Genomic DNA, 22,433 nt, shown 5'->3' on the forward strand with positions numbered 1-22,433 from the left:
ATTGATGGCGAATTTTTGTTGGCAAAATGGCTTTAAAATTTAATAATTGTTGACGGATGACCCGTTTTGGTCATCTGTTGAACCGCGTCTTTTCGGGGGAACTAGACGCGGTTCTTTTATTTAAACAGAGCTGAATTTTGAAACATTTAGCATTCGGCAGTTGGTTTAAAACCAATATTCTGCCAGTTTTATTTCAATTAATTTTTTATTCTTATTAAAACCTAGATATTGATGCGCACAAAATCATAGTGTAACACTTAGTTTGTTATAGTTGCCCTTTAATGACTACCGAAATATTCTTTGATGACGAGGACTTTTTTGTGACGAAAAACAATGAACATGGGTAGTTTGTCTAAAAAAACTTCCAGTGAGGGAATTTTCTTGTTTTCCCCAATCCAGAGGTGCATATTGTTGAATGTTTCCCCTAAATCATTTTTTTAACCAAATTGTTTTTTAATCTATTTGATCGGTATCTGTTAACAGAATTATGATTGAAATAAGGCCAATAGTTTCACTGTAAGTTACTTAATTCATAAGGGATAAAATAATGAAAAACAGGCACTGTCTAAGGTCTAAGAATAGAAATAGACTATCTAGTATTACACCTTTGGAACTTCGTATAATAGAATTAATGGAAATTCATGACCAGAACAATGAAGTAGCCGAGCATCTCGGTTTCTCTGAACAAAAATTGAATGCCATGACAAAAGACCTTTATAGAAAAACGGGTTGTATGGGTATTGAAGATCTTAAACTGTATAAAGAAGTTTATCTAATGTCAAAAAAAAACCAATCACGTAAGTTAAGGGAAACGTGATTGTTTCTAGCCAAGCAAGGTTTCTTGTGTTGGCATACGATTTAAACTATTGTTTTTTTTTGGTTCGAAAACAATATTTACTACTATTGCCAAAAAAAATATGCTATGGTTCTGCCTTTCGATGATGCCTACTTTATGAAAAAAGCACTGCAAGAAGCAGAGATAGCCTATGAAAAAGGAGAAGTGCCGATTGGAGCCGTTATTGTGGTTCAGGAAAGAATAGTTGCACGAGCTCACAATCTTACCGAGCAATTAAATGACGTTACCGCCCATGCCGAAATGCAGGCCATAACCGCCGCTGCCAATTTTCTTGGAGGTAAATATTTAAAGGACTGTACTTTGTATGTTACTCTCGAGCCTTGTCAGATGTGTGGAGGAGCCTTATACTGGAGTCAAATTTCGAAAGTTGTATATGCAGCTAAAGATGCACAACGCGGCTATGGGGTAATGGGTACGAAACTGCACCCTAAGACCGAGGTCGTTGGCGGAATACTCGAAAATGAGGCGGCAGATCTTCTCAAGCGTTTTTTTATTCAAAAACGAAATTTGAACTGACTTTGCCTGAGGGTAAAGTACAATTTCTCAAATCTAGAAATCTGTTCAGAAAATCCATTCGTATTTTAGGATACCGCTTTAGTTTTAATATTACCGGGTATGAAGGCAAAACATTTAATACTGTTTTTCAGTTTTATGTTCATTTCTTGGGGATGCTACAATGAGAAAACTGAAGAAGAAGTAAGCGACGATCCCATACACGGTATTTGGAACTTAATTAATGTCAGTGGTGGTTTTGTGGGTATAGATAGTGATTATAATAAAGGAGAAATCATTTGGGAGTTTGACGCGGCGAATAAAACCTTGAAAGTTCAAAATAACGATACTTCGAATAGCATTTTCAGCGGATTGAAATCGGGCCATTATGGCTATTCGATTGTTCAAAATGATGGGGGCAGGGCATACATGTTCGTAGGGACAATTGAAATGGGTGGAATTACCATTGCCCAAAATGAGATGACAATCAATCAAAATGATATGTCAATTGGTACTGGTGCAGATAGATTCGTTTTTAAACTGATACGTTAAGTTTAAGTCACGAATCAAAAAAACCGCGATGTGCCCGTCGAAGTTACTTATTAATTTAGGCTTTAATACTTTTAGGCGATTACCTTCACTTGTGCGGCAACCCTGCCTTTTTTTCCTTCTTCCTCTATATATTCTACTTTGTCACCCTCGTTCAGGGCCGTTCCCTTTAATGCCGTCGCATGAACGAAAATATCGCTTCGAGTTTCGTCGTTGGTAATGAACCCATATCCTTTGGATTCATTGAAAAATTTTACGGTGCCAATCATTTCAATACAAATTAGTTTATCATACTAATTTATATTTTTTTTGTAAATACTCTGAAAATCAAGGGTTAAATCTTATTGAAATTATTGTTTTTTTGATTTTTCCTTAGTTTTTGACTGCATTTTTTTAATGTTTTCTTCCGTTAACATATAATCTTTCATCTTCTTTCCCTTGCTAACGGATATCAAAAAAAGTGGCATAGCCAACAGAAATAAACCTACGGTTCCGAAGCCGATATATTTATTGGCCAGAACAAGATTGTCTTCCTGAATGGTGAAGCCATAAACTATAGCTGTGAACGATGCTAGAACAACGAATATGGTGATATATTTCATTTGTGTATTTGTTTCCGAGCATTAATGCTCTTGACCCTTTCCTAATTATATATGGAATTATTTCGTAAAATTAATCAACTCTCTGCGATAGGCGGTCAATAGTTTTGATTTTGACACAAAACCGACATATGTACCATTTTTGATAACTGGTAAATTCCAAGCACCACTATCTTGAAACTTTCGCATTACTTTTTGCATTGAATCTTTTTCATAGAAAATATGTTCAGGTGCGGCGTGCATAAAATCGGAAACTGCAGATGTGGTGTACATGGTGGTATTGAACATACATTCTCTGATGTCGTCTAAAAGAACAATGCCTACCAAAGCCTTTTTTTCATCGACCACAGGAAATATATTTCTAGTTGATTTGGCTACCGATTCGTGAAGCATTGCCCCTAGGGTCATTTCTGGGTGAACCACTTTGAAGTTTGTTTCTATGACATCGTCTAACTGCATCAACGTCAAAACGGTTTGATCTTTGTCGTGCGTCAATAGTTCTCCACTTTCTGCTAGTTCCCTCGTGTAAATGGTATAATCCAACGCATTTTTTGCAATTAAATAAGAAATAGACGCTGTAATCATTAAGGGTACGAAAAGCGCGTAACCTCCCGTTATTTCAGCAATTAAAAAAATAGCCGTGAGAGGCGCATGTAGTACGCCGGCAATAAGTCCGGCCATACCAATAAGAGTGAAATTACTTTCGGAAACCGCGAAACCCAATCCGGAATTGTTGATGATTTTGGCAAGTACGTTGCCTAAAGCACTACCCATAACCATGGTAGGGATAAAAGTTCCACCAGCACCTCCGGCAGCTAAAGTAGTAGTCATGGCCACCGCTTTAAAAATAGTTATACCTACTAGAAGTGCAATAACTACCCAAATATTATCCATATAGTGGTCAAACGGGGTCTTACCTAACGCCTGAACATGGTTGTCCTGTAAAAGGTTGTTGATGAATCCGAAACCTTCCCCATAAAGTGGGGGAATAAAATAAAGCATGATGCCTATGGCCAAACCACCGACCAATAATTTATATTTCGGACTTTTTAAGAACTTGAACAGGTTCATGATTCCAAAATACATTTTGGTAAAATATATAGAAGCAAAAGCGGTGCCTACTCCTAAAATGATATAGAATAGGGTGTCTTTTACTTCAAAATTTTCGGTAATCGTAAAGCTGAAAAGCACCTCATTCCCTAAAAAGAAATAAGAGGTGAGTACGCCAGATATGGAAGCCAATAACAATGGCAACATCGATAACATGGTCAAATCTAAACTAAAGACTTCTACGGCAAAGATAATGGCGGCAATGGGCGATTGAAATATAGATGCTATTGCGCCTGCCGAAGCACAAGCTATTAGGAGGGATTGGGTCTTACTGTTCATATGAAATAACCGACCTAAAGACGAGCTTATGGCCGCTCCTGAAGCAACTGCCGGACCTAAAAGCCCTGTAGACCCTCCGAAGCCAACAGTTAACGGAGCAGTAATTAGTCTCGAGTATATTTGTTTAGAATCAATGGCACCTTTCTTTTTCGATAAAGAAAACAGAATAGAAGATACGGCGAGCTGCAGTTTTTCCTTATGTACGAACTTTACATAAAGATAGACTAGCGTTAGTCCGATAATTGGTAGAATGAAGTAGAGACCGTTATCGGAGAATAAGATGCCTTTCTCCAATAAAGCTTCAATAAAATAGGTGAGGTTTTTTAGGGTAACAGCGGCCAGTCCTGCCAGCAAACCTACAACTACGCTCATTATATGCACGAAAGTCTTGCTGGAAATATTTTTATACTTCCAGATAAGCAACCTTTTGAAAAGCGTTTTTTTTTGAGTGGGCATTTGGCTGTTTACTTCCTTAAAAGTATTAAAAAATCCCACCGTTAAGTGGGATATTTTATTTAAGACTCGGTATCTAGTGACAAATGCAGTTCCTTTAACTGCCCATCGTCGATCGGGGCAGGTGCGTCTATCATTACATCACGTCCGCTATTGTTCTTTGGAAAGGCAATAAAGTCACGAATGGTTTCTTGGCCTCCCAAAATAGAGACTAATCGGTCAAGCCCAAAAGCAATACCACCATGTGGCGGGGCACCATATTGAAAGGCGTCCATCAAAAAGCCAAATTGTGCTTTTGCTTCTTCAGGGGTAAAGCCCAAATGTTTGAACATGGTACGCTGCATGTCTTTGTCGTGAATTCGAATGGAGCCTCCCCCAATTTCATTGCCATTCAATACCAGATCATAGGCATTTGCCCTTACCGCTCCAGGATCAGTTTCCAAAAGTTCCATTTGTCCAGGTTTGGGTGAGGTGAAAGGGTGGTGCATGGCATGGTAGTTTCCGGTTTCTTCATCCAGTTCCAACAATGGGAAGTCAGTTACCCAAAGTGGGGCGAATTCCTTTGGATTCCTTAATTCCAAACGTTCGGCCATTTCCATACGAAGTGCACTCAATTGCGTTCTTGTGGTATTGGCATCACCCGAAAGCACACAAATCAAATCACCTGCTTGCGCTCTTGTAATCGCTGCCCATTGTGCCAAATCTTCTTGATCGTAAAATTTATCGACCGAAGATTTGAAAGTTCCATCTTCGTTGCATTTGACATAGACCATACCTTTGGCGCCAACTTGTGGTCGGCGTACCCAATCGACAAGCGCATCGATTTGCTTGCGGGTATAGGTCGCCGCTCCAGGAATAGCAATTGCTACCACCAATTCAGCTGAATTGAAGACATCAAATTCTTTATGTTGGGCGACGGCATTTAGTTCACCGAATTCCATTCCAAAGCGGATATCAGGTTTGTCATTGCCAAATCTTCTCATGGCCTCATCAAATGTAATTCTAGGAAAAGTGTCGATCTCAATTCCGTTAATTTCCTTTAAAAGGTATTTGGTCAACCCTTCAAAGACATTTAAAATATCTTCTTGCTCGACAAAGGCCATCTCGCAGTCGATCTGGGTGAACTCAGGTTGCCTATCTGCTCGAAGATCTTCATCTCTAAAGCACTTTACAATCTGGAAGTATTTGTCCATTCCTCCGACCATAAGCAATTGCTTAAAAGTTTGGGGAGATTGAGGTAGAGCATAGAATTGTCCCTCGTTCATACGACTGGGTACCACGAAATCGCGTGCACCTTCAGGAGTCGATTTTATGAGATAAGGCGTTTCTACTTCAATAAAATCCTGTTCCGAAAGGTATTTTCGAACTTCCATGGTCACCTTACTTCGAAAAATGAGATTGTTTTTAACGGGATTTCTTCGGATATCCAAATACCGATATTTCATGCGTAGGTCTTCACCACCATCCGTATCATTTTCAATAGTAAAAGGAGGTGTTTTTGATTTATTCAAAACGGTCAGCTCTTTTACCAGAACTTCGATGTTTCCCGTAGGTATCTTGGGGTTTTTGGATGCCCTTTCAATAACGGTTCCTGTTATTTGAATAACATATTCACGACCCAAATCACGTGCCTGTACGATAAGCTCGCTGGGGGTTCTGTCTTCATCGAAAACTAATTGGGTGATGCCGTAGCGGTCCCTGATATCGACCCAAGTAACAAATCCCTTATCCCGAACTTTTTGCACCCATCCTGATAGCGTTACCGACTTGTCGATATCCGATTCCCTTAATTCTCCGCAATTATGATCTCTGTACATTTTTAAACTTTATTGGTGCCGCAAATGTAAGAAGATATGATGGCATCGATAAAAATTTAAACTGCTGATTTTGTAGTCTTATTAAATATTTTGAATTGTTATAAATATCCTAAAAAAAATCACAAAAAAGCTAATAATCCTTAAATTCTTCTTTATATTGGTATTAATATAACTAATTCTTAACATCATGAAAATGAGACAAACCTTATTTAAGAGTGTGTTTTTGTTGTTGTTTTTTGCGATACCAATAGTCGTTTTCTCGCAGGGAACGATTACGGGAAACGTAACTGAAGCAGGTAATGGGCTACCGTTACCGGCGGCCAATATTGTGGTTAAAGGTACGACCAACGGAACCACTACCGATTTCGATGGTAATTTTGAGATTGAAGTCAGTAATTTTCCGGCTGTTTTGGTTTTTTCTTCTTTGGGATATGCCTCTTTGGAATCAGAGGTCAATGGTCCTACAACACTGAACGTTTCTCTCCAAGAATCGGCTACGGGTTTGGAAGAGGTTGTTGTGACGGGCTTGGCAACCTCGGTGAAACGAAGCAATGCGGCTAATGCCGTAGCCTCGGTATCGGCGGAGGAGCTAGCAGGGGTGACGCCTCCTCAAACGCTCGACGGTGCCCTACAAGGGAAGTTTGCCGGAGCAATAATCACCAAAAGTTCAGGTGCACCTGGGGGTGGAATTTCAGTTAAATTAAGAGGTGTCACCTCGGTCAATGGTAATGCACAACCCCTATACATTGTAGATGGGGTGTATATGAACAACAGTAGTATTTTTGCGCCGGGACTAAACGATGTTTCAGGGGCTGCTTCCGGTGGTGCAAGACCTTCGAGCAACGAGACACAAGATAACCCTTCGAACCGCATTGCAGACCTTAATCCTGACGATATAGAAAAGGTCGAAATTTTGAAGGGAGCTTCGGCCGCTGCAATTTACGGCGCTAGGGCAGCTGCTGGGGTAGTGCTTATTACTACGAAAAAAGGAAAAGCCGGTAGAACAAAAATTTCCTTTACTCAAGATGTAGGCTTTAATGAAATCATCAAGTTCAGGGGTCAACGAAATTATACGGCCGCAATTGCTGAGAGTGGTTTCGGTGCCGGTCAAGGAGCACTTTTTACCGCAGCTCAGAATAGTGGTGAATTGATTGATTATGAAGAAGAGATTTTTGGGGAAGAAGGGTTTATCAACAATACCAGCGTAAACGTTTCGGGCGGATCTGATAGCACCCTTTTTTATGCGGGTTTTTCGAACAATGAAGAAGAGGGTATCGTCAAGAATTCGGGGTATAATAAAAAATCGATTCGGTTAAATGTAGATCACCGGTTTTTTAAAGATAAGGCCAAGCTTTCATTGACCACAAATTATATCAACTCTTCTTCGAACCGAGGTTTTTTTAACAACGACAACACTGGAGCGACAATAGGTGTGTCCCTTACCTCCACACCCCCTTGGGCACGACTATACCCTGATGACAACGGGAATTACCCTGATAACCCTTACGGTGCATCTAATCCGTTACAGACAAGAGACCTGATTACTAATAATGAAAGTGTTAACAGGTTTTTGATAGGCGCTACTTTAGACTTGAGTTTATTGCAACGGGAAAGGTCTAGTCTCAAACTTATTTTACGTGGGGGGGTTGACTACTTCGATTTGGTTACGACTGCCATTTTTCCTAAAGAATTGCAATTTCAAAAGCTCTCCAATGGAGGATTAAACGGTTTGACCGCCCAAGGTGCTACCCAGAATAAAGATGCCAATTATTCTGCTTTTTTAGTGCATAACCTTTATTTGGAAAACAACCTAAGTTTTACAACACAGGCGGGTATAACAAAACAAAGTTTTTCCCAAAACACGGTTCGGAACACATCGTCAAATCTTATTGGTACCGAAACCAATGTTGATCAAGCGGCCAATGTGGCGGTCAGTCAATATAGATTGGAACAAGAAGACACTGGTTTTTTTGTGCAGGAAGAAGTTAACTTTCAAGACAAGCTTATTGGAACAATTGGCGTGAGGGGCGATAAATCAAGTAATAATGGAGATGCCAATAAGATTTTCTATTATCCGAAAGCATCAGCCGCAGCAAACTTTCATAATTTTTGGGATCTGGGCGCTTTCTCTCAACTTAAACTACGCGGAGCGTATGGCGAAGCTGGAAACTTTGCTCCCTTCGGGGCACTCTTTACCGGGTATGTTAATTCGCTAATCGATGGTCAGGTAGGTATCGTGGTGCCGACCACTTTGGGCGACCCCAGTATAAAACCCGAACGACAAAAAGAATTAGAAATTGGATTTGATGCCGGACTTTTGGAAAATAGACTGTCGTTAGAGTTCTCGTATTACATCAAATCGGTTGATGATTTAGTCTTAGAAGCTGACAACGCACAATCTAGCGGCTATACCTTGCGCTGGTCAAATGCAGGTAATTTGCAGAACAAAGGTGTTGAACTTTCGTTGAATGCCAATGTTTTTGAGAACCCTAGCTTTAGTTGGGATACTGGAGTGATATTTTATAGGAACAAATCTGAAATCACAAAGCTGAATATAAACCCCTTTGATGTAGGTGGCTTCGGTACAGGTTTGGGGACCTTTCGAATAGAAGAAGGGAAGAGTGTTACTCAAATTGTGGGTAACGATGCCGATGGTAATTTGGTTGTGCTTGGCGATGCCGAACCTGATTTTCAAATGACTTTTACCAATAACCTCAGGTATAAAGATTTTAACTTGTCTTTTCTTTGGCATTGGAAAAAAGGAGGTGATAACATCAATTTATCGAACCTTTTATTCGATTTCGGACAAACATCCCATGATTATGACGATGTAACATTGGACCCCGCAGGGGTATTGTCTAACGGAGATTATAGAATATCTGCGTTTAGAGGGGGATTTGCAGCGCCATTTGTTGAAGATGCTAGTTATTTACGTCTGAGAGAGATAGGGCTGTTTTATACGGTTCCTTCCAATTGTTTAGAGAAAACATTCGGGGGTCACGTCTCAAACATCAAGGTGGGTATATCGGGAAATAATTTGATTAATATTTTTGATTACAACAGTTATGATCCTGAAGTCTCGAATTTTGGATCTAATGCACTTTCGACCGGAGTTGAGGTTACGCCATTCCCTTCTTCGAAGCGTTATATGTTTCACCTATCAGTTGACTTTTAAACAATAAAAATCGGAAAAATGAAAATTTTAGATAAATTTTGGATGCTACTTCTCTTTTCTGTTGCTTTTATATCATGTGAGGTTCAGGATGGAGAAAATTTAAATGGAGCTGATACCATTTCAATATCAGAGGATATTTCGAAAGGGGAGTTGGCAAATGCCGTTGCAGGAGTTTTTGCCGATATGCGTGTACGCTTAGGAACACAGATTGATGCCATGTCAGTGGTAGGAAGGGAATATTGGAGGATACAGTCTTCTGACCCTCGATGGACAGCCGATCTCTTGACAGGAACTTTAGACGATAATTCATTTTATTCCAATAACCCGTATGCGGCACGATATGCCACAGTAAGAGATTGCAATTTGATTTTAGAGGGTCTTGTAAATACCACAGCCGATTTCACGGAGGCTGAAATAGCTGCATCAAGAGGTTTGGTCAATACGCTAAAGGCCCATGAGCTTTTAATGGTGTTGAATATGTTGTATGAAAATGGAATACGAACTAATGTCGAAGATCCTGATAATTTGGGAGCTTTCACTGGCTACAGTGAAACACTGGCATTGTTGACAGATATGTTGACTACTGCGGTTACCGATTTATCCGCTGGCGGTTCAACCTTTCCTTTTGCGATTCCAAGTGGTTTTTCAGGTATGGATACTCCTTCCACCTTTATACAGTTCAATAAGGCCCTTGCGGCTCGAATAGCTACGTATCAAGGAGATTATCCAAGAACATTGACTTTGTTGGCAGATTCATTTATGGATTTGGATGGAGATCTTGATGCCGGAGCCTATTTTACGTTTTCACTGACTGGTGCCGATATTGCAAACCCCCTTTTCTTTGCAGCTAATTCAACTGTAGCCAATGCAAGAATTACACATCCCTCTTTTATTGCAGACGCAGAAGCTGGAGATGCCAGACTTGATAAAGCCCCGCTTAGAGATGCTGCCCTAACGGCTGATAACTTAACTGGTAATAACGATGTGCTAGTCTATAAGAGTAATATTGATCCTGTCGGAATCATAAGAAATGAAGAATTGATTTTGTTGTACGCCGAAGCCAATATGACCATCGACCCTGGCGAAGCAGAGACTGCAATAAATGTGATTAGAAATGCCGCAGGTCTAGGGGATATTGCCCCCGGATCCGTAGATATTGACAGAATCTTGTATGAAAGAAGGTATTCTTTATTTGCCGAAGGAGGACACCGCTGGATAGATTTAAGGAGGTTTGATAGAATTGGGGATTTACCCCTTGACAGGGCTGGTGACGGAACAGTAACCCAGTTTCCAATTCCACAAAATGAGAACCCTTAATTGATAGCTATTATATAAAAGAACTGTTTTAAACCCGTCATCTGCACGGGTTTTTATTTTTGTAATAATCTTATTTTCAATAAATTAAAACTCTAATGTAAAGTTAATGTAAACTAAACGTTACATTAACATTTATTTTTGGTAAAATAATTGTATCTTTGGTTACGTTAGCGTTATGTATATCAATTTAAATCCCAAATAGAATGAAAGCATTAGTAATAGTTTTAGCACTTATATTTTCTGTGGCCATGACCGCTCAGGAGATTCAACCAAAATTTGAAAAAGAAGGCAATACTTTAAAAGGTACTTATTTCCATGAAAATGGGAACGTAGCTCAAACCGGTTTCTTTCGTGATGGAAAACTTCACGGAGAATGGAAAATGTTCGACGAAAGCGGTAAAAAAATTGCAATGGGCGAATACGTTAACGGCAAGAAAGCAGGAAAATGGTTTTTTTGGGAAGGTGAAGCTCTGAAAGAGGTAGATTATACCAACAACAAAATTGCCAATGTTACCACATGGAACAATGAAAAAACCGTTGCCCTAAATAATAAATAAGCCCACAATATTCAAAAAGAAAAAATCCCGTCTTGGCAGCCAAGACGGGATTTTTTATGCGTTTCATTTTGATAATTCTATGCAGCAACATCAAGCTGTTTCTTCTTCTTTTCCTCTCTTCTTTTCGTCCCTTCGCGTAGTCGAATTTTTATTCGATAGGTAATGCTAAATAATACAGGAACAATAATCAAGGTTAAGAAAGTGGCAACGATTAGTCCGAAGATTACAGTCCATGCAAGAGGTCCCCAGAAAACCACATTATCTCCTCCGACATAAATTTTGGGGTCAAAGTCTGAAAAGAGCGAGAAGAAATCGATATTCAATCCTATAGCTAGGGGGATAAGACCTAAAACCGTGGTAATCGCTGTCAATATTACGGGGCGAAGTCTTGCTTTTCCTCCACGAACTATAACTTCGGTTACCTCGTCACGGTTCAAAAGATCCTTGTCATCCATCCCCAAATTCACTTTTTTCCGGTCAATAAGAATCTGTGTATAATCTAATAACACGACCCCATTGTTTACTACAATACCTGCCAATGATATGATACCCATCATAGTCATCATGATTACAAAAGACCATCCGGTAATCATCAATCCTCCGAAAACCCCGATAAAACTTAAGAAAATGGCTATCATAATAATCAAGGGCTTCGATATTCCCCCAAATTGAAAAATCAATATCAACATGATAAGTCCGAGACCCGTAAAAAAGGCACCGACCAAGAATAGCATTTGTTTGTTCTGCTCCTCTATTTGTCCCGTATAGTCTATTTTGATATCGTTCGGAAGTCCTTTAAATTCTTCCATCTCTTTCTGAATCTCGGCGACAATGGCCGCTGCATCAGTGAAACCGGGCTGTAAACCTGAATATACGGTCACTACACGCTTGTTGTCCCGATGTTTAATGGCACTAAAGGCAGACGTGTTTCTTTCACTTGCTACGGCCGAAACAGGGATTTCCTTAATTTGCCCGGTGGCGGGATCTCTAAAGATGATATTTTGATTAAATAAAGCATTTCGATTATAGCGCAAATCTTCGTTAAAGCGAACATTGATGTCATAGTCATCGCCATCTTCTTTATATACGCCAGCCTTCTCTCCAAACAAGGCCCTACGCAATTGATTGCCTACTTGGCCTACCGATACCCCAAGTTCTCCAGCTTTTTCACGATCGACAACGACCTGCATAGAGGGTTTACTCTTGTTTACATCAATTTTGATTTCTTCGATGCCCGCAATATTCTTAGTATTGATAAAGTTTCGAATGTTTTCGGCCGTATTGATGAGTTCATCATAATCTTTTCCTTCCAACTCAATGTTAATAGGGTAACCGGCCGGAGGGCCATTGGCATCTTTTTCCACTGATATGGCAACACCAGGATAAATACCACTCAGAGCTTCTTGTACTTTGGCCCGTATGTCTTCAGTATTCTTTCCTTTTCGATATTTAAACTCGCTAAAGTTGACCGTCATCTTTCCTCTGTGCGGCATTTCTGCAGCCGAACCTCCATCTGTCAATGGATTCCCGGCACCCTCACCGACTTGAGAAACCGCTGATGCCATCATAAAGTTCTCACCATTGTCCATATATTCCTCATTATTGAGAACGGCGTAGACTCTTTTTTCAACATCTTTGGTAATCTGGTTGGTTTTCTCGATGGCCGTGCCTTCGGGGTATTCAATATAGACGTAAATTTCGTTGGGCTTATTATCTGGAAAGAACTCAATTTTCGTTCTACCGCTTCCGATCGATTGTCCGAAAAGCATAAAAACGATAATCAAGAGCATAAAGGTAGTGCCGAAATACCAATATACATTTCTCCCTCTCAGTGCATGAATGATTCGTTTTTCATACCAATTTTCGAACCGTACCATGGTATTCATCTGAAAACCAATGGCCCATTTTTTGAGAAAATACTTGTAGACCCAAAACATGGCCGCTGTCAGAATCATGACTGTTCCTAGGCCACGCATAGCTCCTCCAAAAATTAGTATAAGTAATCCGGTTCCCCCTAAAATAATGCTTAGCCGTATTAATTGCTTTACTTTAAGCTCTTTCTCCCCCGTCTCCATAAAACTGGAAACCAACATAGAGTTCATGAAAATGGCAACAAAGAGTGATGAGCCCAATACAACGGATAATGTAATCGGGAAAAATATCATAAACTGTCCGAAAATACCAGGCCAAAGCCCGAGGGGCACAAAGGCTGCAACCGTTGTTGCGGTAGAGATAATGATGGGGAAAGCAATTTCGCCGATTCCCTTTTTCGCCGCTTCGATGCGGGGCATACCCTCATCCATTAATCGATAGACGTTTTCAACCACCACAATACCATTGTCTACCAACATACCAAGCCCCATGATCATTCCAAAGAGGATCATGGTATTGAGTGTATAGCCCAACCACGATAGGATCATAAACGACATGAACATTGACATGGGAATTGCGAAGCCAACAAAAAGTGCATTTCTAAAACCCAAAAAGAACATGAGTACGGTAACTACTAGAATAATACCGAAAATAATATTGTTGACCAGGTCATCGACCTGGTTCAATGTTCGGGTAGATGAATCGTTGGCTATAGAGATGTGAAGATCCGTCGGATAGTAGTTTTCCTTTAAATCCTTTACAATTTCCTTTATTTGGTCTGCCGCCGAAATGGCGTTTCTACCAGCTCGTTTTTTAACGTCGAGCATCACCACGCTTTCACCGAATTCGCGGGCGTACGTGGTTTTGTCTTTTTCGTCAAAACGTACATTGGCGATGTCTTTTAGATATACCGCTCCGTTTTCTGATTTTACTACAAAGTTGTTGAGTTCGTCAGGGTTCTCAACTTCGCCTAATATACGGATGGTACGCCTTTGCCCGCTGGTCTTCAAGTTTCCAGCCGACATGGTCATATTCCCATTGCGAACGGTCTGAAGAACATCATCGAAACTGACTTTTGCAGCCATCATTCGATAAACGTCGACGGCAATTTCTACCTCTTTTTCTTGTGCCCCTCGAATATCTGCCTTCTTAATCTCCGAGAGGTTTTCTACCTCATCCTGTAAATATTCTGCAAACTCCTTCAGCTTCTCAACCGGATAGTCTCCTGTGAAGTTGATGTTCATAATCGGGACTTCCTCGGAGAAGTTGAGGTCAAAAACATTTGGTTCTACTTTGGCACCATTAAAAGTTGGCCAGTCTTCACTTGCCTTTTCGGCATCTACTTCATCTTTAACTTTTTGTTTTGCAGACTCGACGGTTATCTCTTCGTCAAACTCTACGGTTATAATGGCGTAGTCTTCTTGGGATGTTGAAACGATTTCAACAACATTGCTAATGTTCTTTAGCTTGTCTTCCAAGGGGTCGGTAATCAATCGTTCAATATCTTCGGCCGTGTTGCCAGGATATGGTGTGCTTATATAAATCTTGGTCTCGATAATCTCGGGGAAATCTTCCCGAGGCATGGCTTGATAGGCAGAAAATCCAATCCACAAGAAAATTCCGATCATTACATAGATTACCGAGGGGTTATCTATAGCCCATGATGAGAGGCTAAATTCTTTATCTGCGTTTTTTTGTAGTTTGTTCATGGACGAGTTAGTTTAGGATTTTAACTTTTTGACCGTCTTTGACACTTCTGGCCCCTTCTTTTATAATATGATTGCCCGCTACTATTCCGGACAGAACCTCTACAAAGCCATTTTGCGTTTTTCCAGTGGTGATGATACTCCTTTTTACGACGGCCTCATTTTCCGAATTTGGTGTTTCTGCCACGTAGGCATATTGTTCGCCATCAGCATTTTCGGATATAATACTTAGCGGAATCAAAATCGCCTGATCATTGGAATAATCATTAATTTTTACTCTGGCAGTAAGATTTGGCTTTATGGCACCGTCTTTATTGGGTACGGGAATTTCGATGGTAAACGACCTGTTGCTCGGATTGATAAAATTGCCCGTCTGACGAACTTTGGTAGTGATAGAATCTCCTAAAACGGGGAAATATACTTTCGCTTCCTTACCGTTGTTTATACTGCCTAAATAGGTTTCAGGAACTTCAACATCGATATACATATCTGAAAGATTTACAATACGAAATACTTCAGAACCTGGTCCGCCAGGAGAGACAACAGTACCTTGGTCTTTTATGACATCATCAATAATTCCAGAAAAAGGAGCTTTTATAGTAGATTTTCCCAGTTGACTCTGTAACTGTTTAACCGCATTTTCTTGTGCTTCATAATTGGCTTTGGCCTGTAAATATTGAATTTCGGAACCAATTTTCTGCTCCCACAATTTACTTTGACGCTCGAACGTAGTTTTTGATAAAGCGGCCTGTGTTTCTAATTGGGCCAATTGACTGCTCATACCGCCGTCATCGATAGTGGCCAATAGTTGACCTTTAGTTACGCGTTGCCCTTCTTTTACATAAACACGATCTAAAGTTCCGGCCATTTCGGGGTAAATAAGTACGTTTTGTTTGGTCTGTACATTGCCCTGAAGCTCTAAAAAGTGATCGAATTTCTCAGAATTTGCAACGACCGTTGTTACTAAAGGAAGTTTTTCATTACCTGATTTAGTGGCAATAGCAGAGTCTAAAAGCTTTATTTGGCTTTCCAACGCCTTTGATTGTTGTGATAGCTCCGACTTTTTGGCTCTAAGAGCTTCTAAATTTCCACCTGAAATGATGCTATCCAATGTCTGTTGGTTGCCGCCACCACAAGAAGCTAATGCTATCGTTAGTATTAAAGTGTAGAATATTCTTTTCATTGTAATGGTTTTATTAGTTGTTTAAAATCGTTTCCAGTTCGGTTTTCTTGTTGATGACATCTACCATTGATTGCAAGTATTCTTGCTGGGTAGTATATAGCTGGGTTTGGGCCTGTCGTAGCTCAAAACTAGTGGCAAGCCCTTCGGCATACTTGATTTGGTTTTTTCGTTCTATACGCTCGGCCAATCCTAGGTTTTCTTTTGCTGTTTTATATTGTTCAATCGTAAACTCATATTCGCTTTTAGCATTTTCTAGTTGTAGGCGGATTTGTTCTTCGGCTTCCGTCAATTGTGTTTTAGCTTTTTCAAGGGCAATTTTGGCCCTTTGCGTACTGGCATCCCTTTTGAATGAACTGAAAATTGGGATGTTCAGGTCAAAACCTAGAATTGATGAATCATACCATTCGGCTTCCCCTCCTATAAAATCGAATTTATCACTGAATGCCGAAGAGCCATAGTTGACAAAGGCGTTTAAGGTTGGCAAGGCACGACTTTTGGCTAGTTTATGTTCAAAATAACGCTGTTCATTGAGGTTCAAGGCCAATTTGTAATCTACATTATTTTCAAGATTAAAATCGGCGGTCAGTAATTCCGGGTTTATTTTTTGCGTTGTCAATTGGTCGAGGTTTTCGTTCAATGCTGTGGGGTTTTCAATTGGTAGTCCCATTACGAGATTGAGCATTTGCACGGTAATATTTTCAAGTCGTCTTGAATTCTTGAGCTGATTTTCAACTGATGATAAAGTGATTTGCAGTTGTTCTACACTTTCTTCATCGCCCAAGCCGTTGTCGTAGAGTTTTTGAGTCTCGAAAAGGTTTTTGTCCAAGGTGGCGATGTTCTTTTCGAGTATGGCGACGCTTTCACGGGCGAGTAATACATTGCCATAAGCTTCAACCACACTTTTACGAACTTCCAGCTCCGTTTTTTCTTTATTGTTCTGGCTATAGCTTAAGAACGATTTTGTCGCTTGCACACCCACAATATAGGAACCGTCAAAAATCTGCTGCTTTAGCGTTGCAGTAGCCGTTACTTGTTGAGGCTGACCGAAAGTGATGGGTTGAAAAGTGCCGGGTTCACCTCCAAAAAACTCTGCCGGAATCAAAGAGATGGGTTGTTTTAACTGATTTTGGTAACTAATGTTTCCGTCGACTTGAGGTAGGCCGCCAGCAATGGTTTCCCATTTTTGTTTTTGGGCGTCTAGCAAATCTCTATCGGCATTAATAGCACTATAGTTATTTTTAAGGGCAAAAGCAATAGCTTCGTCCAAGGTATAACCTACAGGCTTTTCTTGGGGAAATACCGTATAGGTAGTTAACAGTATTACGATTATTATAAAATGGTTTCGCATGCTATTCGTAGTTTGAATTAATCAGGTTGTTTAATTTTTTTCTTCCTTTTGGGGTTACAATTCCCCTGAGGTGGTATTCTAGGTATTCATCTATCAGTTGTTTTTTCGGGAAGTTTTCAGATGGGAAAAGTGTACTGTCCTTAATACTTGTAACCCCAGAAAAATAAATTCTCGCGATAAAATCAATATTAAGGTTTTCCCTATAAAAGCCCAGTTTTATTCCCCTTTTGATATTGTCAACAACACATTGTTTCATGGTATCGAATTGTTTCGATTTCAAGCTTGCATATATAGTTGGGTAGTATTTTTGAAGTTGGTACTGAGGGCTCGATTGCTCATCTTTTAAATACACAGTTACCAAACGTTTGATTTCATAAAGTTCCTCAATAGGATTTTTCTCCATGGAACAAATGTTATTGATTCCCGAAGATATATTGATGAATAATTGTGAGGTACATTCTTTGACCAATTCCGTTTTATTGGTGAAGTGGGTGTAAATCGTTTTCTTGGAAATACCCATTTCATTGGCTAAATCGTCCATGGTAACACTCTTGAAGCCAAGGTTCAAGAACATATCGATTGCTTTTGATAGAATTTTCTGTTTCATAAAGTGCGCAAATATAAATCAGGAAACTTTAAAAACATTTAAAGTTTCCTAAGTTTTACATTAATTTAACACTTTGTTATGATGATAATCATTAGTTGTCTTCCTTTATGCGCTCTACATATTTACTATAGGCTTCCTGCCCTTCTTCTTCCCAGAACTTTTCATAGTGTTTCCATTTCGAAAAATTGCTTTTTAAACTATTTTGTTTTGTTGTGCGACAACGACCACTTTTTTTTCCTTTACTTTTTTTCGAGCTATGATTTCCTAGACCTCCAAAAAGAATTTTTGCCAGTACCAACATTCCGACGGCTTGCCAATAATCAATTGTTTTTAAACCGAAAATACCGGGCATCAACCAGTTCCATAACCACATAATGCCATATCCGAGGAGTAGGGCAAAAATTATTACGGCAACAATCGCAAAGAGTATCTTAAAAGCTGCCTTTACAAATTTCTCAACTTTGGTCTTGACCTTATGTTCTAGATAGTCTGTCATTTCTGATGTTTTTTAGTTAATTGTTTCTTTTTTCTTGTCTAGCATTGAAAGCAATATTGATATGGCCCTGTGTCTTCTAGACATCAAGGTGCCTTTCGGGATACCTGTTTCTATGGAAATTTGATTATAGGTGTACCCTTCAAAATCGATTGCAACAATAATTTCTCGATAATGGGGCTTTAAATTTTCAATAGCTTTTTTTAGTTCGTCTTTCATGGCTTCGGAATATATATCTTCAGGGTTGTCATAAATTAGTTCACTAAATACTGCCAAACGGTTTTCCTTTTCGACATACACTTGGCGCTTATTTGTTCGCATGAGATCGATAATTTTATTTCTTACGGCGTTATATACAAACCCGGCAATATTGTTAATGGGAGTAATGTCGTCGGCCCGAGAGAATAATTTTAATGCCACCTCTTGAACAATATCTTCAGCGTCACGGTCGGCCGTATCATCAATTCTTGATTTGGCATAAGTTCTAAGCGAATTATATTCCTCGTTGAAAAAGGTTTTAAGGTTTTTATAATTTTCCGTATCCGAAGTCATTCAAACGCTTTTATAATCGAGTCTTCTATCTTAAAGACGAAATATTTCAAAGCTATTGCATTTTTTGTAGATTTTTTTTTTGCTCGGCATTGTTGTACATGCGTTGCGGGCTATTTGTTAAAATGGATGTATTTTTGACCAAAATCATTCGCATGCATTCTATAGCGCAGTATCGAACGAAGTTTATTTCGTATCTAGAGTCTCGAACAAAAACAAAGGAACCTAAAAACCTTTATGAGCCAATTACCTACATTCTTGGTTTGGGAGGGAAACGTTTGCGACCTGTGTTGACCTTAATGGCTGCTGAAATTTTTGATAAGAATTACAGCGAGGCTTTAGATGCGGCCTTGGCTATTGAAGTTTTTCACAACTTTTCGTTGGTGCATGACGATATCATGGATGCTGCACCGCTAAGAAGAGGCAAATCTACGGTTCACGAAAAATGGGATGTGAACACGGCAATTCTTTCGGGAGACGCGATGCTTATTACAGCGTATCAATTGTTCGAGAATTATGAGGTCAATATTTTTCGTGATTTGGCGCGATTGTTCGGTACCACGGCGCTTCAGGTTTGTGAGGGACAACAGTACGATGTCGATTTTGAAACTCGGGAAGATGTGACCGTTCCTGAATATTTGAAAATGATCGAATACAAAACGGCGGTCTTGGTCGGAGCGGCGTTGAAAATGGGAGGTATTGTTGCCGGGGCTTCCGAGGCCGATCAAAACCATATCTATCAATTTGGAAGAAACTTGGGTATCGCATTTCAGTTACAGGACGATTACCTAGATGCATTCGGAGATCCAAAGACCTTTGGCAAGCAAGTCGGTGGCGATATTATAGCTAATAAAAAGACGTTTTTATATTTGACAGCTTGTGAGTTGGCTTCGGAAGAGCAAAAAAGAGCGTTGGAGCATCTCTTTTCGATTTATCCGAAAGATGTGACAGATAAGGTAAATACGGTGAAGGAAATATTTGAACAATCCACTGCTGTAGAAAAAACCCAAGAGGCGATTAAAGAGTATACCCATGGGGCTTTTGAAGTTTTGGATAAATTGAAAATATCCGCTGAAAAACGAGCACTTCTCGAAACTTTTGGAAAACAGTTGATGCACCGCGAAGCTTAATCGCACTTGCCTTTACAAGCTACCGCTAGTTTATTTTATAACGCATGCCAAAGAATGCACGCATACCTTGATTGGGCCCGTAAACATAAGAGGGGTCGAAAGTAAGCGCGTAGGGGTTATTGGCGGTGGCCACAACATCGCCATTATTGTCGAAAGTTACATTTTTATCAAAAGGGTCATTGGCCCTTGCGATGATGAATGGATTTCCCCGATTTGGTGTCCAGTTCAAAAGGTTTTTGATACCGGCGTATATTTCAAAATTTTGAAGACCTTTGTACGTAAATTGAATATTTTGAACACTCCAGGTTGGCGAGAATTCTTGTCGGGGATCTGATTCGCCCAATAGGGGCAAACGCATAGGGCCATATACATTTCCGGTATAGTCAATATTTAATTTGAGATTTCTCAATTCGTATGAGACATTCCAAGTGCCTGAAATTTTTTCCGTTAAAATTTGTTGTTTCTTGATTCCATTTTCGGTACTGCTCACATCTTGGTATGTTGCACCGATCAATATTTTAATGCCGTTGGGAAAAACTGCATCTACATTAGCACTTATACCTTGGGAGATTGATTTTCCGTCAAGATTGTCATAAATAATCTGGTTGGGGTCTGTATCGTAATCAGGAAGTATAATGTTGCTGAAATGGGTATAGAAAGCCGAAGCATCGAGACTTACGAATGTGCCATTATCCGCATAGATTTTTTTTAAATAGTTTAAATTTATGTTGATAGAACGTTCAGGCTTTAATGCCTCGGTTATAATTACCGTTCTTGCACCTGTCAAGGCGGCATGCTCTTCTGTGAATAGGTTTACCACCCGAAAGCCTGTTCCTGCATTCAGACGAAGAATATCGTTATCGGAGACTTTCCACCTGTAGGCCGTTCGTGGAGTATAAATTGACCCGTGCCGTTGGTCATAATCATACCTTAACCCTAGAAGTAGCGAATGTTTTTTTGCCAAACTGATTTCATTCTGGGCAAACAAACTTGGTATTATGGTTTCATTAGCCTGGTTTCTTTGAATAGTTGCGGTAGCCGGTGTATTGTCGTCATAATAGTTGTAACGTAACGAACTTCCGAACAGCAAATCGTGAGCGCCCAACGATTTGTCCCAGGTCAATTGAGTAAAACCAATACGCTGATCGGCAAGATACGATACATTACCATAAACCGAATTTTGGCTGTGGTCGTTGTACGAAAATGAGAGCAGCATTTTTTCTTTTAATGGGAGTTGATATTTTCCTAATATCTCCCACCTTCGGGTGTAAATACTTTCTCCGTATATCTCATCACCACCCCGATACTCTGGTGTCCATTGAAGTTCGCCTCCCCATCTATCCTCATAAAAAAAACGCCCGGCTATCGAAAATATGCGTGACTTGTTTCGTTGAAAATTCCATTTTTGAAATATAGAAACACGATTCTGCAAGGTGACATCGGTGAAATTGTCATCGTTATTATCGACTGGTGTATCGTAGTTAAAATAATTGATGCCCAACAGCATGTCTGCCTTTTTTCCGACGTGGAGTTTGGTGCCGATATCAAGATTGTATTCGCCCCATCCTGTGGCAAAGGCATCGGCAAAAAAATCGGGGATTTCCAACGTATTCTTGGTTATGATGTTTATTAGACCACCCACTGCCTCGCTACCATAAAGGCTCGAAGCAGGGCCTTTAACGATTTCTATTTGCTGGATCAAAGAATTAGGGATGCCTGACAGACCATAGACGGTTCCAAGACCGCTAACAATAGGCATTCCATCAATGAGCACTAAGGTGTACGGACCCTCTAGGCCATTGATATGTATGTCACCCGTGTTGCATACGTTACAATTAATCTGCGGGCGTACCCCATTGACATTTTGCAGTGCCTCAAAAATACTGGCCGTTGGGTTTTTCTTTAAAAAAGTTGGACTATATACCTCCACAGGAACGGGACTTTCCAATCGATTTACCGATTTTAGGGTCCCCGTAACTACGGTTTCCTCAAGTTGCTCCGAAGATTCGCTTAACCTAATAGGGTAGGATTTTTTTTCATATTCGACAAGTGTAATTTTTTTCGAAAATGGCAAATACCCTAAAGCGGTTGCACTCAATTTATAATCGCCTGCCGGAATATCATTCAAAACATACTTCCCATTTTCATCGGTGGCCGTTCCCAAAGTAGAACCTTCCAAGTAAATGTTGACAAAAGGGACTGGCGCTCCATTGGCGGTGACAATACCGTTAATCTGAACATGTTGTCCAAATGAATTAAAGAGTGGGGCACAACATACGAACAGAACCAATCGAAAATTTATTCTTATAAAGGCTTTACTTTTTTTTGTCATTTTTAAAAT

Annotated in this window: 18 protein-coding genes; 7 read left to right on the forward strand and 11 right to left on the reverse strand. The window is 39.9% G+C overall.

Annotation, left to right across the window (positions count from 1 at the left end; genetic code table 11):
* Positions 1 to 547 precede the first annotated feature (547 nt).
* The 3 genes from AACZ88_RS13935 (at position 548) to AACZ88_RS13945 (ending at position 1,900) form a co-directional block, all read left to right on the forward strand.
* Positions 548 to 817, forward strand: a complete 270-nt coding sequence (locus tag AACZ88_RS13935; protein WP_339711440.1) for a hypothetical protein — start codon at positions 548 to 550, stop codon at positions 815 to 817.
* 105 nt (positions 818 to 922) lie between these two features.
* Positions 923 to 1,372: a nucleoside deaminase gene (locus AACZ88_RS13940; RefSeq protein WP_339711441.1), complete on the forward strand. Its 450-nt coding sequence runs from the start codon at positions 923 to 925 to the stop codon at positions 1,370 to 1,372.
* A 99-nt stretch (positions 1,373 to 1,471) separates the two neighbouring features.
* Positions 1,472 to 1,900, forward strand: a complete 429-nt coding sequence (locus tag AACZ88_RS13945) for a hypothetical protein (RefSeq protein WP_339711442.1) — start codon at positions 1,472 to 1,474, stop codon at positions 1,898 to 1,900.
* Positions 1,901 to 1,971: 71 nt separating this feature from the next.
* Here the strand turns inward: AACZ88_RS13945 and AACZ88_RS13950 are convergent, their stop codons facing one another.
* The 4 genes from AACZ88_RS13950 to aspS all read right to left on the reverse strand — a co-directional run bounded on the left by AACZ88_RS13950 (position 1,972) and on the right by aspS (position 6,155).
* Positions 1,972 to 2,166, reverse strand: a complete 195-nt coding sequence (locus AACZ88_RS13950; protein WP_339711444.1) for a cold shock domain-containing protein — start codon at positions 2,164 to 2,166, stop codon at positions 1,972 to 1,974.
* A gap of 81 nt (positions 2,167 to 2,247) precedes the next feature.
* A complete protein-coding gene (locus tag AACZ88_RS13955; RefSeq protein ID WP_339711446.1) occupies positions 2,248 to 2,499 on the reverse strand; it encodes a hypothetical protein in 252 nt (83 codons plus the stop codon).
* Between the two features lie 57 nt (positions 2,500 to 2,556).
* Entirely contained in the window at positions 2,557 to 4,341 is a 1,785-nt protein-coding gene (locus AACZ88_RS13960) for a chloride channel protein (protein WP_339711448.1), read from the reverse strand.
* Positions 4,342 to 4,400: 59 nt separating this feature from the next.
* The gene (gene aspS, locus AACZ88_RS13965) at positions 4,401 to 6,155 is read right to left on the reverse strand and encodes an aspartate--tRNA ligase (RefSeq protein ID WP_339711450.1); all 1,755 of its coding nucleotides are present in this window, start codon (positions 6,153 to 6,155) and stop codon (positions 4,401 to 4,403) included.
* 193 nt (positions 6,156 to 6,348) lie between these two features.
* On the opposite strand from aspS, the gene AACZ88_RS13970 reads away from it, so the two are divergent.
* The 3 genes from AACZ88_RS13970 (at position 6,349) to AACZ88_RS13980 (ending at position 11,204) form a co-directional block, all read left to right on the forward strand.
* Positions 6,349 to 9,330 carry a SusC/RagA family TonB-linked outer membrane protein gene (locus tag AACZ88_RS13970; protein WP_339711451.1) on the forward strand — a complete coding sequence of 994 codons (2,982 nt, stop codon included), beginning with the start codon at positions 6,349 to 6,351 and terminating at the stop codon, positions 9,328 to 9,330.
* Positions 9,331 to 9,348: 18 nt separating this feature from the next.
* The gene (locus tag AACZ88_RS13975; protein ID WP_339711453.1) at positions 9,349 to 10,647 is read left to right on the forward strand and encodes a RagB/SusD family nutrient uptake outer membrane protein; all 1,299 of its coding nucleotides are present in this window, start codon (positions 9,349 to 9,351) and stop codon (positions 10,645 to 10,647) included.
* A 203-nt stretch (positions 10,648 to 10,850) separates the two neighbouring features.
* Complete coding sequence (locus AACZ88_RS13980; protein ID WP_339711455.1) at positions 10,851 to 11,204, forward strand: nicotinic acid mononucleotide adenyltransferase; 354 nt, start codon at positions 10,851 to 10,853, stop codon at positions 11,202 to 11,204.
* Positions 11,205 to 11,281: 77 nt separating this feature from the next.
* Here AACZ88_RS13980 and AACZ88_RS13985 read toward each other — a convergent pair whose 3' ends face one another.
* From AACZ88_RS13985 to AACZ88_RS14010, 6 genes are all read right to left on the reverse strand, one after another.
* Entirely contained in the window at positions 11,282 to 14,785 is a 3,504-nt protein-coding gene (locus AACZ88_RS13985; RefSeq protein WP_339711456.1) for an efflux RND transporter permease subunit, read from the reverse strand.
* A 7-nt stretch (positions 14,786 to 14,792) separates the two neighbouring features.
* A complete protein-coding gene (locus AACZ88_RS13990) occupies positions 14,793 to 15,965 on the reverse strand; it encodes an efflux RND transporter periplasmic adaptor subunit (protein WP_339711458.1) in 1,173 nt (390 codons plus the stop codon).
* 13 nt (positions 15,966 to 15,978) lie between these two features.
* Positions 15,979 to 17,313 (reverse strand): TolC family protein, encoded by a 1,335-nt coding sequence (locus tag AACZ88_RS13995; protein ID WP_339711460.1) that lies wholly within the window; start codon positions 17,311 to 17,313, stop codon positions 15,979 to 15,981.
* A gap of 1 nt (position 17,314) precedes the next feature.
* The gene (locus AACZ88_RS14000; RefSeq protein WP_339711461.1) at positions 17,315 to 17,920 is read right to left on the reverse strand and encodes a TetR/AcrR family transcriptional regulator; all 606 of its coding nucleotides are present in this window, start codon (positions 17,918 to 17,920) and stop codon (positions 17,315 to 17,317) included.
* Between the two features lie 91 nt (positions 17,921 to 18,011).
* Positions 18,012 to 18,416 carry a hypothetical protein gene (locus AACZ88_RS14005; RefSeq protein WP_339711462.1) on the reverse strand — a complete coding sequence of 135 codons (405 nt, stop codon included), beginning with the start codon at positions 18,414 to 18,416 and terminating at the stop codon, positions 18,012 to 18,014.
* A gap of 12 nt (positions 18,417 to 18,428) precedes the next feature.
* Entirely contained in the window at positions 18,429 to 18,965 is a 537-nt protein-coding gene (locus tag AACZ88_RS14010; protein WP_339711463.1) for an RNA polymerase sigma factor, read from the reverse strand.
* Positions 18,966 to 19,117: 152 nt separating this feature from the next.
* On the opposite strand from AACZ88_RS14010, the gene AACZ88_RS14015 reads away from it, so the two are divergent.
* The gene (locus AACZ88_RS14015; protein WP_339711464.1) at positions 19,118 to 20,092 is read left to right on the forward strand and encodes a polyprenyl synthetase family protein; all 975 of its coding nucleotides are present in this window, start codon (positions 19,118 to 19,120) and stop codon (positions 20,090 to 20,092) included.
* Between the two features lie 25 nt (positions 20,093 to 20,117).
* Here the strand turns inward: AACZ88_RS14015 and AACZ88_RS14020 are convergent, their stop codons facing one another.
* Positions 20,118 to 22,424 carry a TonB-dependent receptor gene (locus AACZ88_RS14020; protein ID WP_339711465.1) on the reverse strand — a complete coding sequence of 769 codons (2,307 nt, stop codon included), beginning with the start codon at positions 22,422 to 22,424 and terminating at the stop codon, positions 20,118 to 20,120.
* Positions 22,425 to 22,433 lie beyond the last annotated feature (9 nt).

This window comes from uncultured Kriegella sp. (genome assembly GCF_963975415.1).
GTDB lineage: Bacteria > Bacteroidota > Bacteroidia > Flavobacteriales > Flavobacteriaceae > Kriegella.

Bases quoted from the DNA above. Each gene is read 5' to 3' on its own strand.
- AACZ88_RS13935 (WP_339711440.1), top strand. From the start codon at position 548: ATGAAAAACAGGCACTGTCTAAGGTCTAAGAATAGAAATAGACTATCT.
- AACZ88_RS13940 (WP_339711441.1), top strand. From the start codon at position 923: ATGGTTCTGCCTTTCGATGATGCCTACTTTATGAAAAAAGCACTGCAA.
- AACZ88_RS13945 (WP_339711442.1), top strand. From the start codon at position 1,472: ATGAAGGCAAAACATTTAATACTGTTTTTCAGTTTTATGTTCATTTCT.
- AACZ88_RS13950 (WP_339711444.1), bottom strand. From the start codon at position 2,166: ATGATTGGCACCGTAAAATTTTTCAATGAATCCAAAGGATATGGGTTC.
- AACZ88_RS13955 (WP_339711446.1), bottom strand. From the start codon at position 2,499: ATGAAATATATCACCATATTCGTTGTTCTAGCATCGTTCACAGCTATA.
- AACZ88_RS13960 (WP_339711448.1), bottom strand. From the start codon at position 4,341: ATGCCCACTCAAAAAAAAACGCTTTTCAAAAGGTTGCTTATCTGGAAG.
- aspS (WP_339711450.1), bottom strand. From the start codon at position 6,155: ATGTACAGAGATCATAATTGCGGAGAATTAAGGGAATCGGATATCGAC.
- AACZ88_RS13970 (WP_339711451.1), top strand. From the start codon at position 6,349: ATGAGACAAACCTTATTTAAGAGTGTGTTTTTGTTGTTGTTTTTTGCG.
- AACZ88_RS13975 (WP_339711453.1), top strand. From the start codon at position 9,349: ATGAAAATTTTAGATAAATTTTGGATGCTACTTCTCTTTTCTGTTGCT.
- AACZ88_RS13980 (WP_339711455.1), top strand. From the start codon at position 10,851: ATGAAAGCATTAGTAATAGTTTTAGCACTTATATTTTCTGTGGCCATG.
- AACZ88_RS13985 (WP_339711456.1), bottom strand. From the start codon at position 14,785: ATGAACAAACTACAAAAAAACGCAGATAAAGAATTTAGCCTCTCATCA.
- AACZ88_RS13990 (WP_339711458.1), bottom strand. From the start codon at position 15,965: ATGAAAAGAATATTCTACACTTTAATACTAACGATAGCATTAGCTTCT.
- AACZ88_RS13995 (WP_339711460.1), bottom strand. From the start codon at position 17,313: ATGCGAAACCATTTTATAATAATCGTAATACTGTTAACTACCTATACG.
- AACZ88_RS14000 (WP_339711461.1), bottom strand. From the start codon at position 17,920: ATGAAACAGAAAATTCTATCAAAAGCAATCGATATGTTCTTGAACCTT.
- AACZ88_RS14005 (WP_339711462.1), bottom strand. From the start codon at position 18,416: ATGACAGACTATCTAGAACATAAGGTCAAGACCAAAGTTGAGAAATTT.
- AACZ88_RS14010 (WP_339711463.1), bottom strand. From the start codon at position 18,965: ATGACTTCGGATACGGAAAATTATAAAAACCTTAAAACCTTTTTCAAC.
- AACZ88_RS14015 (WP_339711464.1), top strand. From the start codon at position 19,118: ATGCATTCTATAGCGCAGTATCGAACGAAGTTTATTTCGTATCTAGAG.
- AACZ88_RS14020 (WP_339711465.1), bottom strand. From the start codon at position 22,424: ATGACAAAAAAAAGTAAAGCCTTTATAAGAATAAATTTTCGATTGGTT.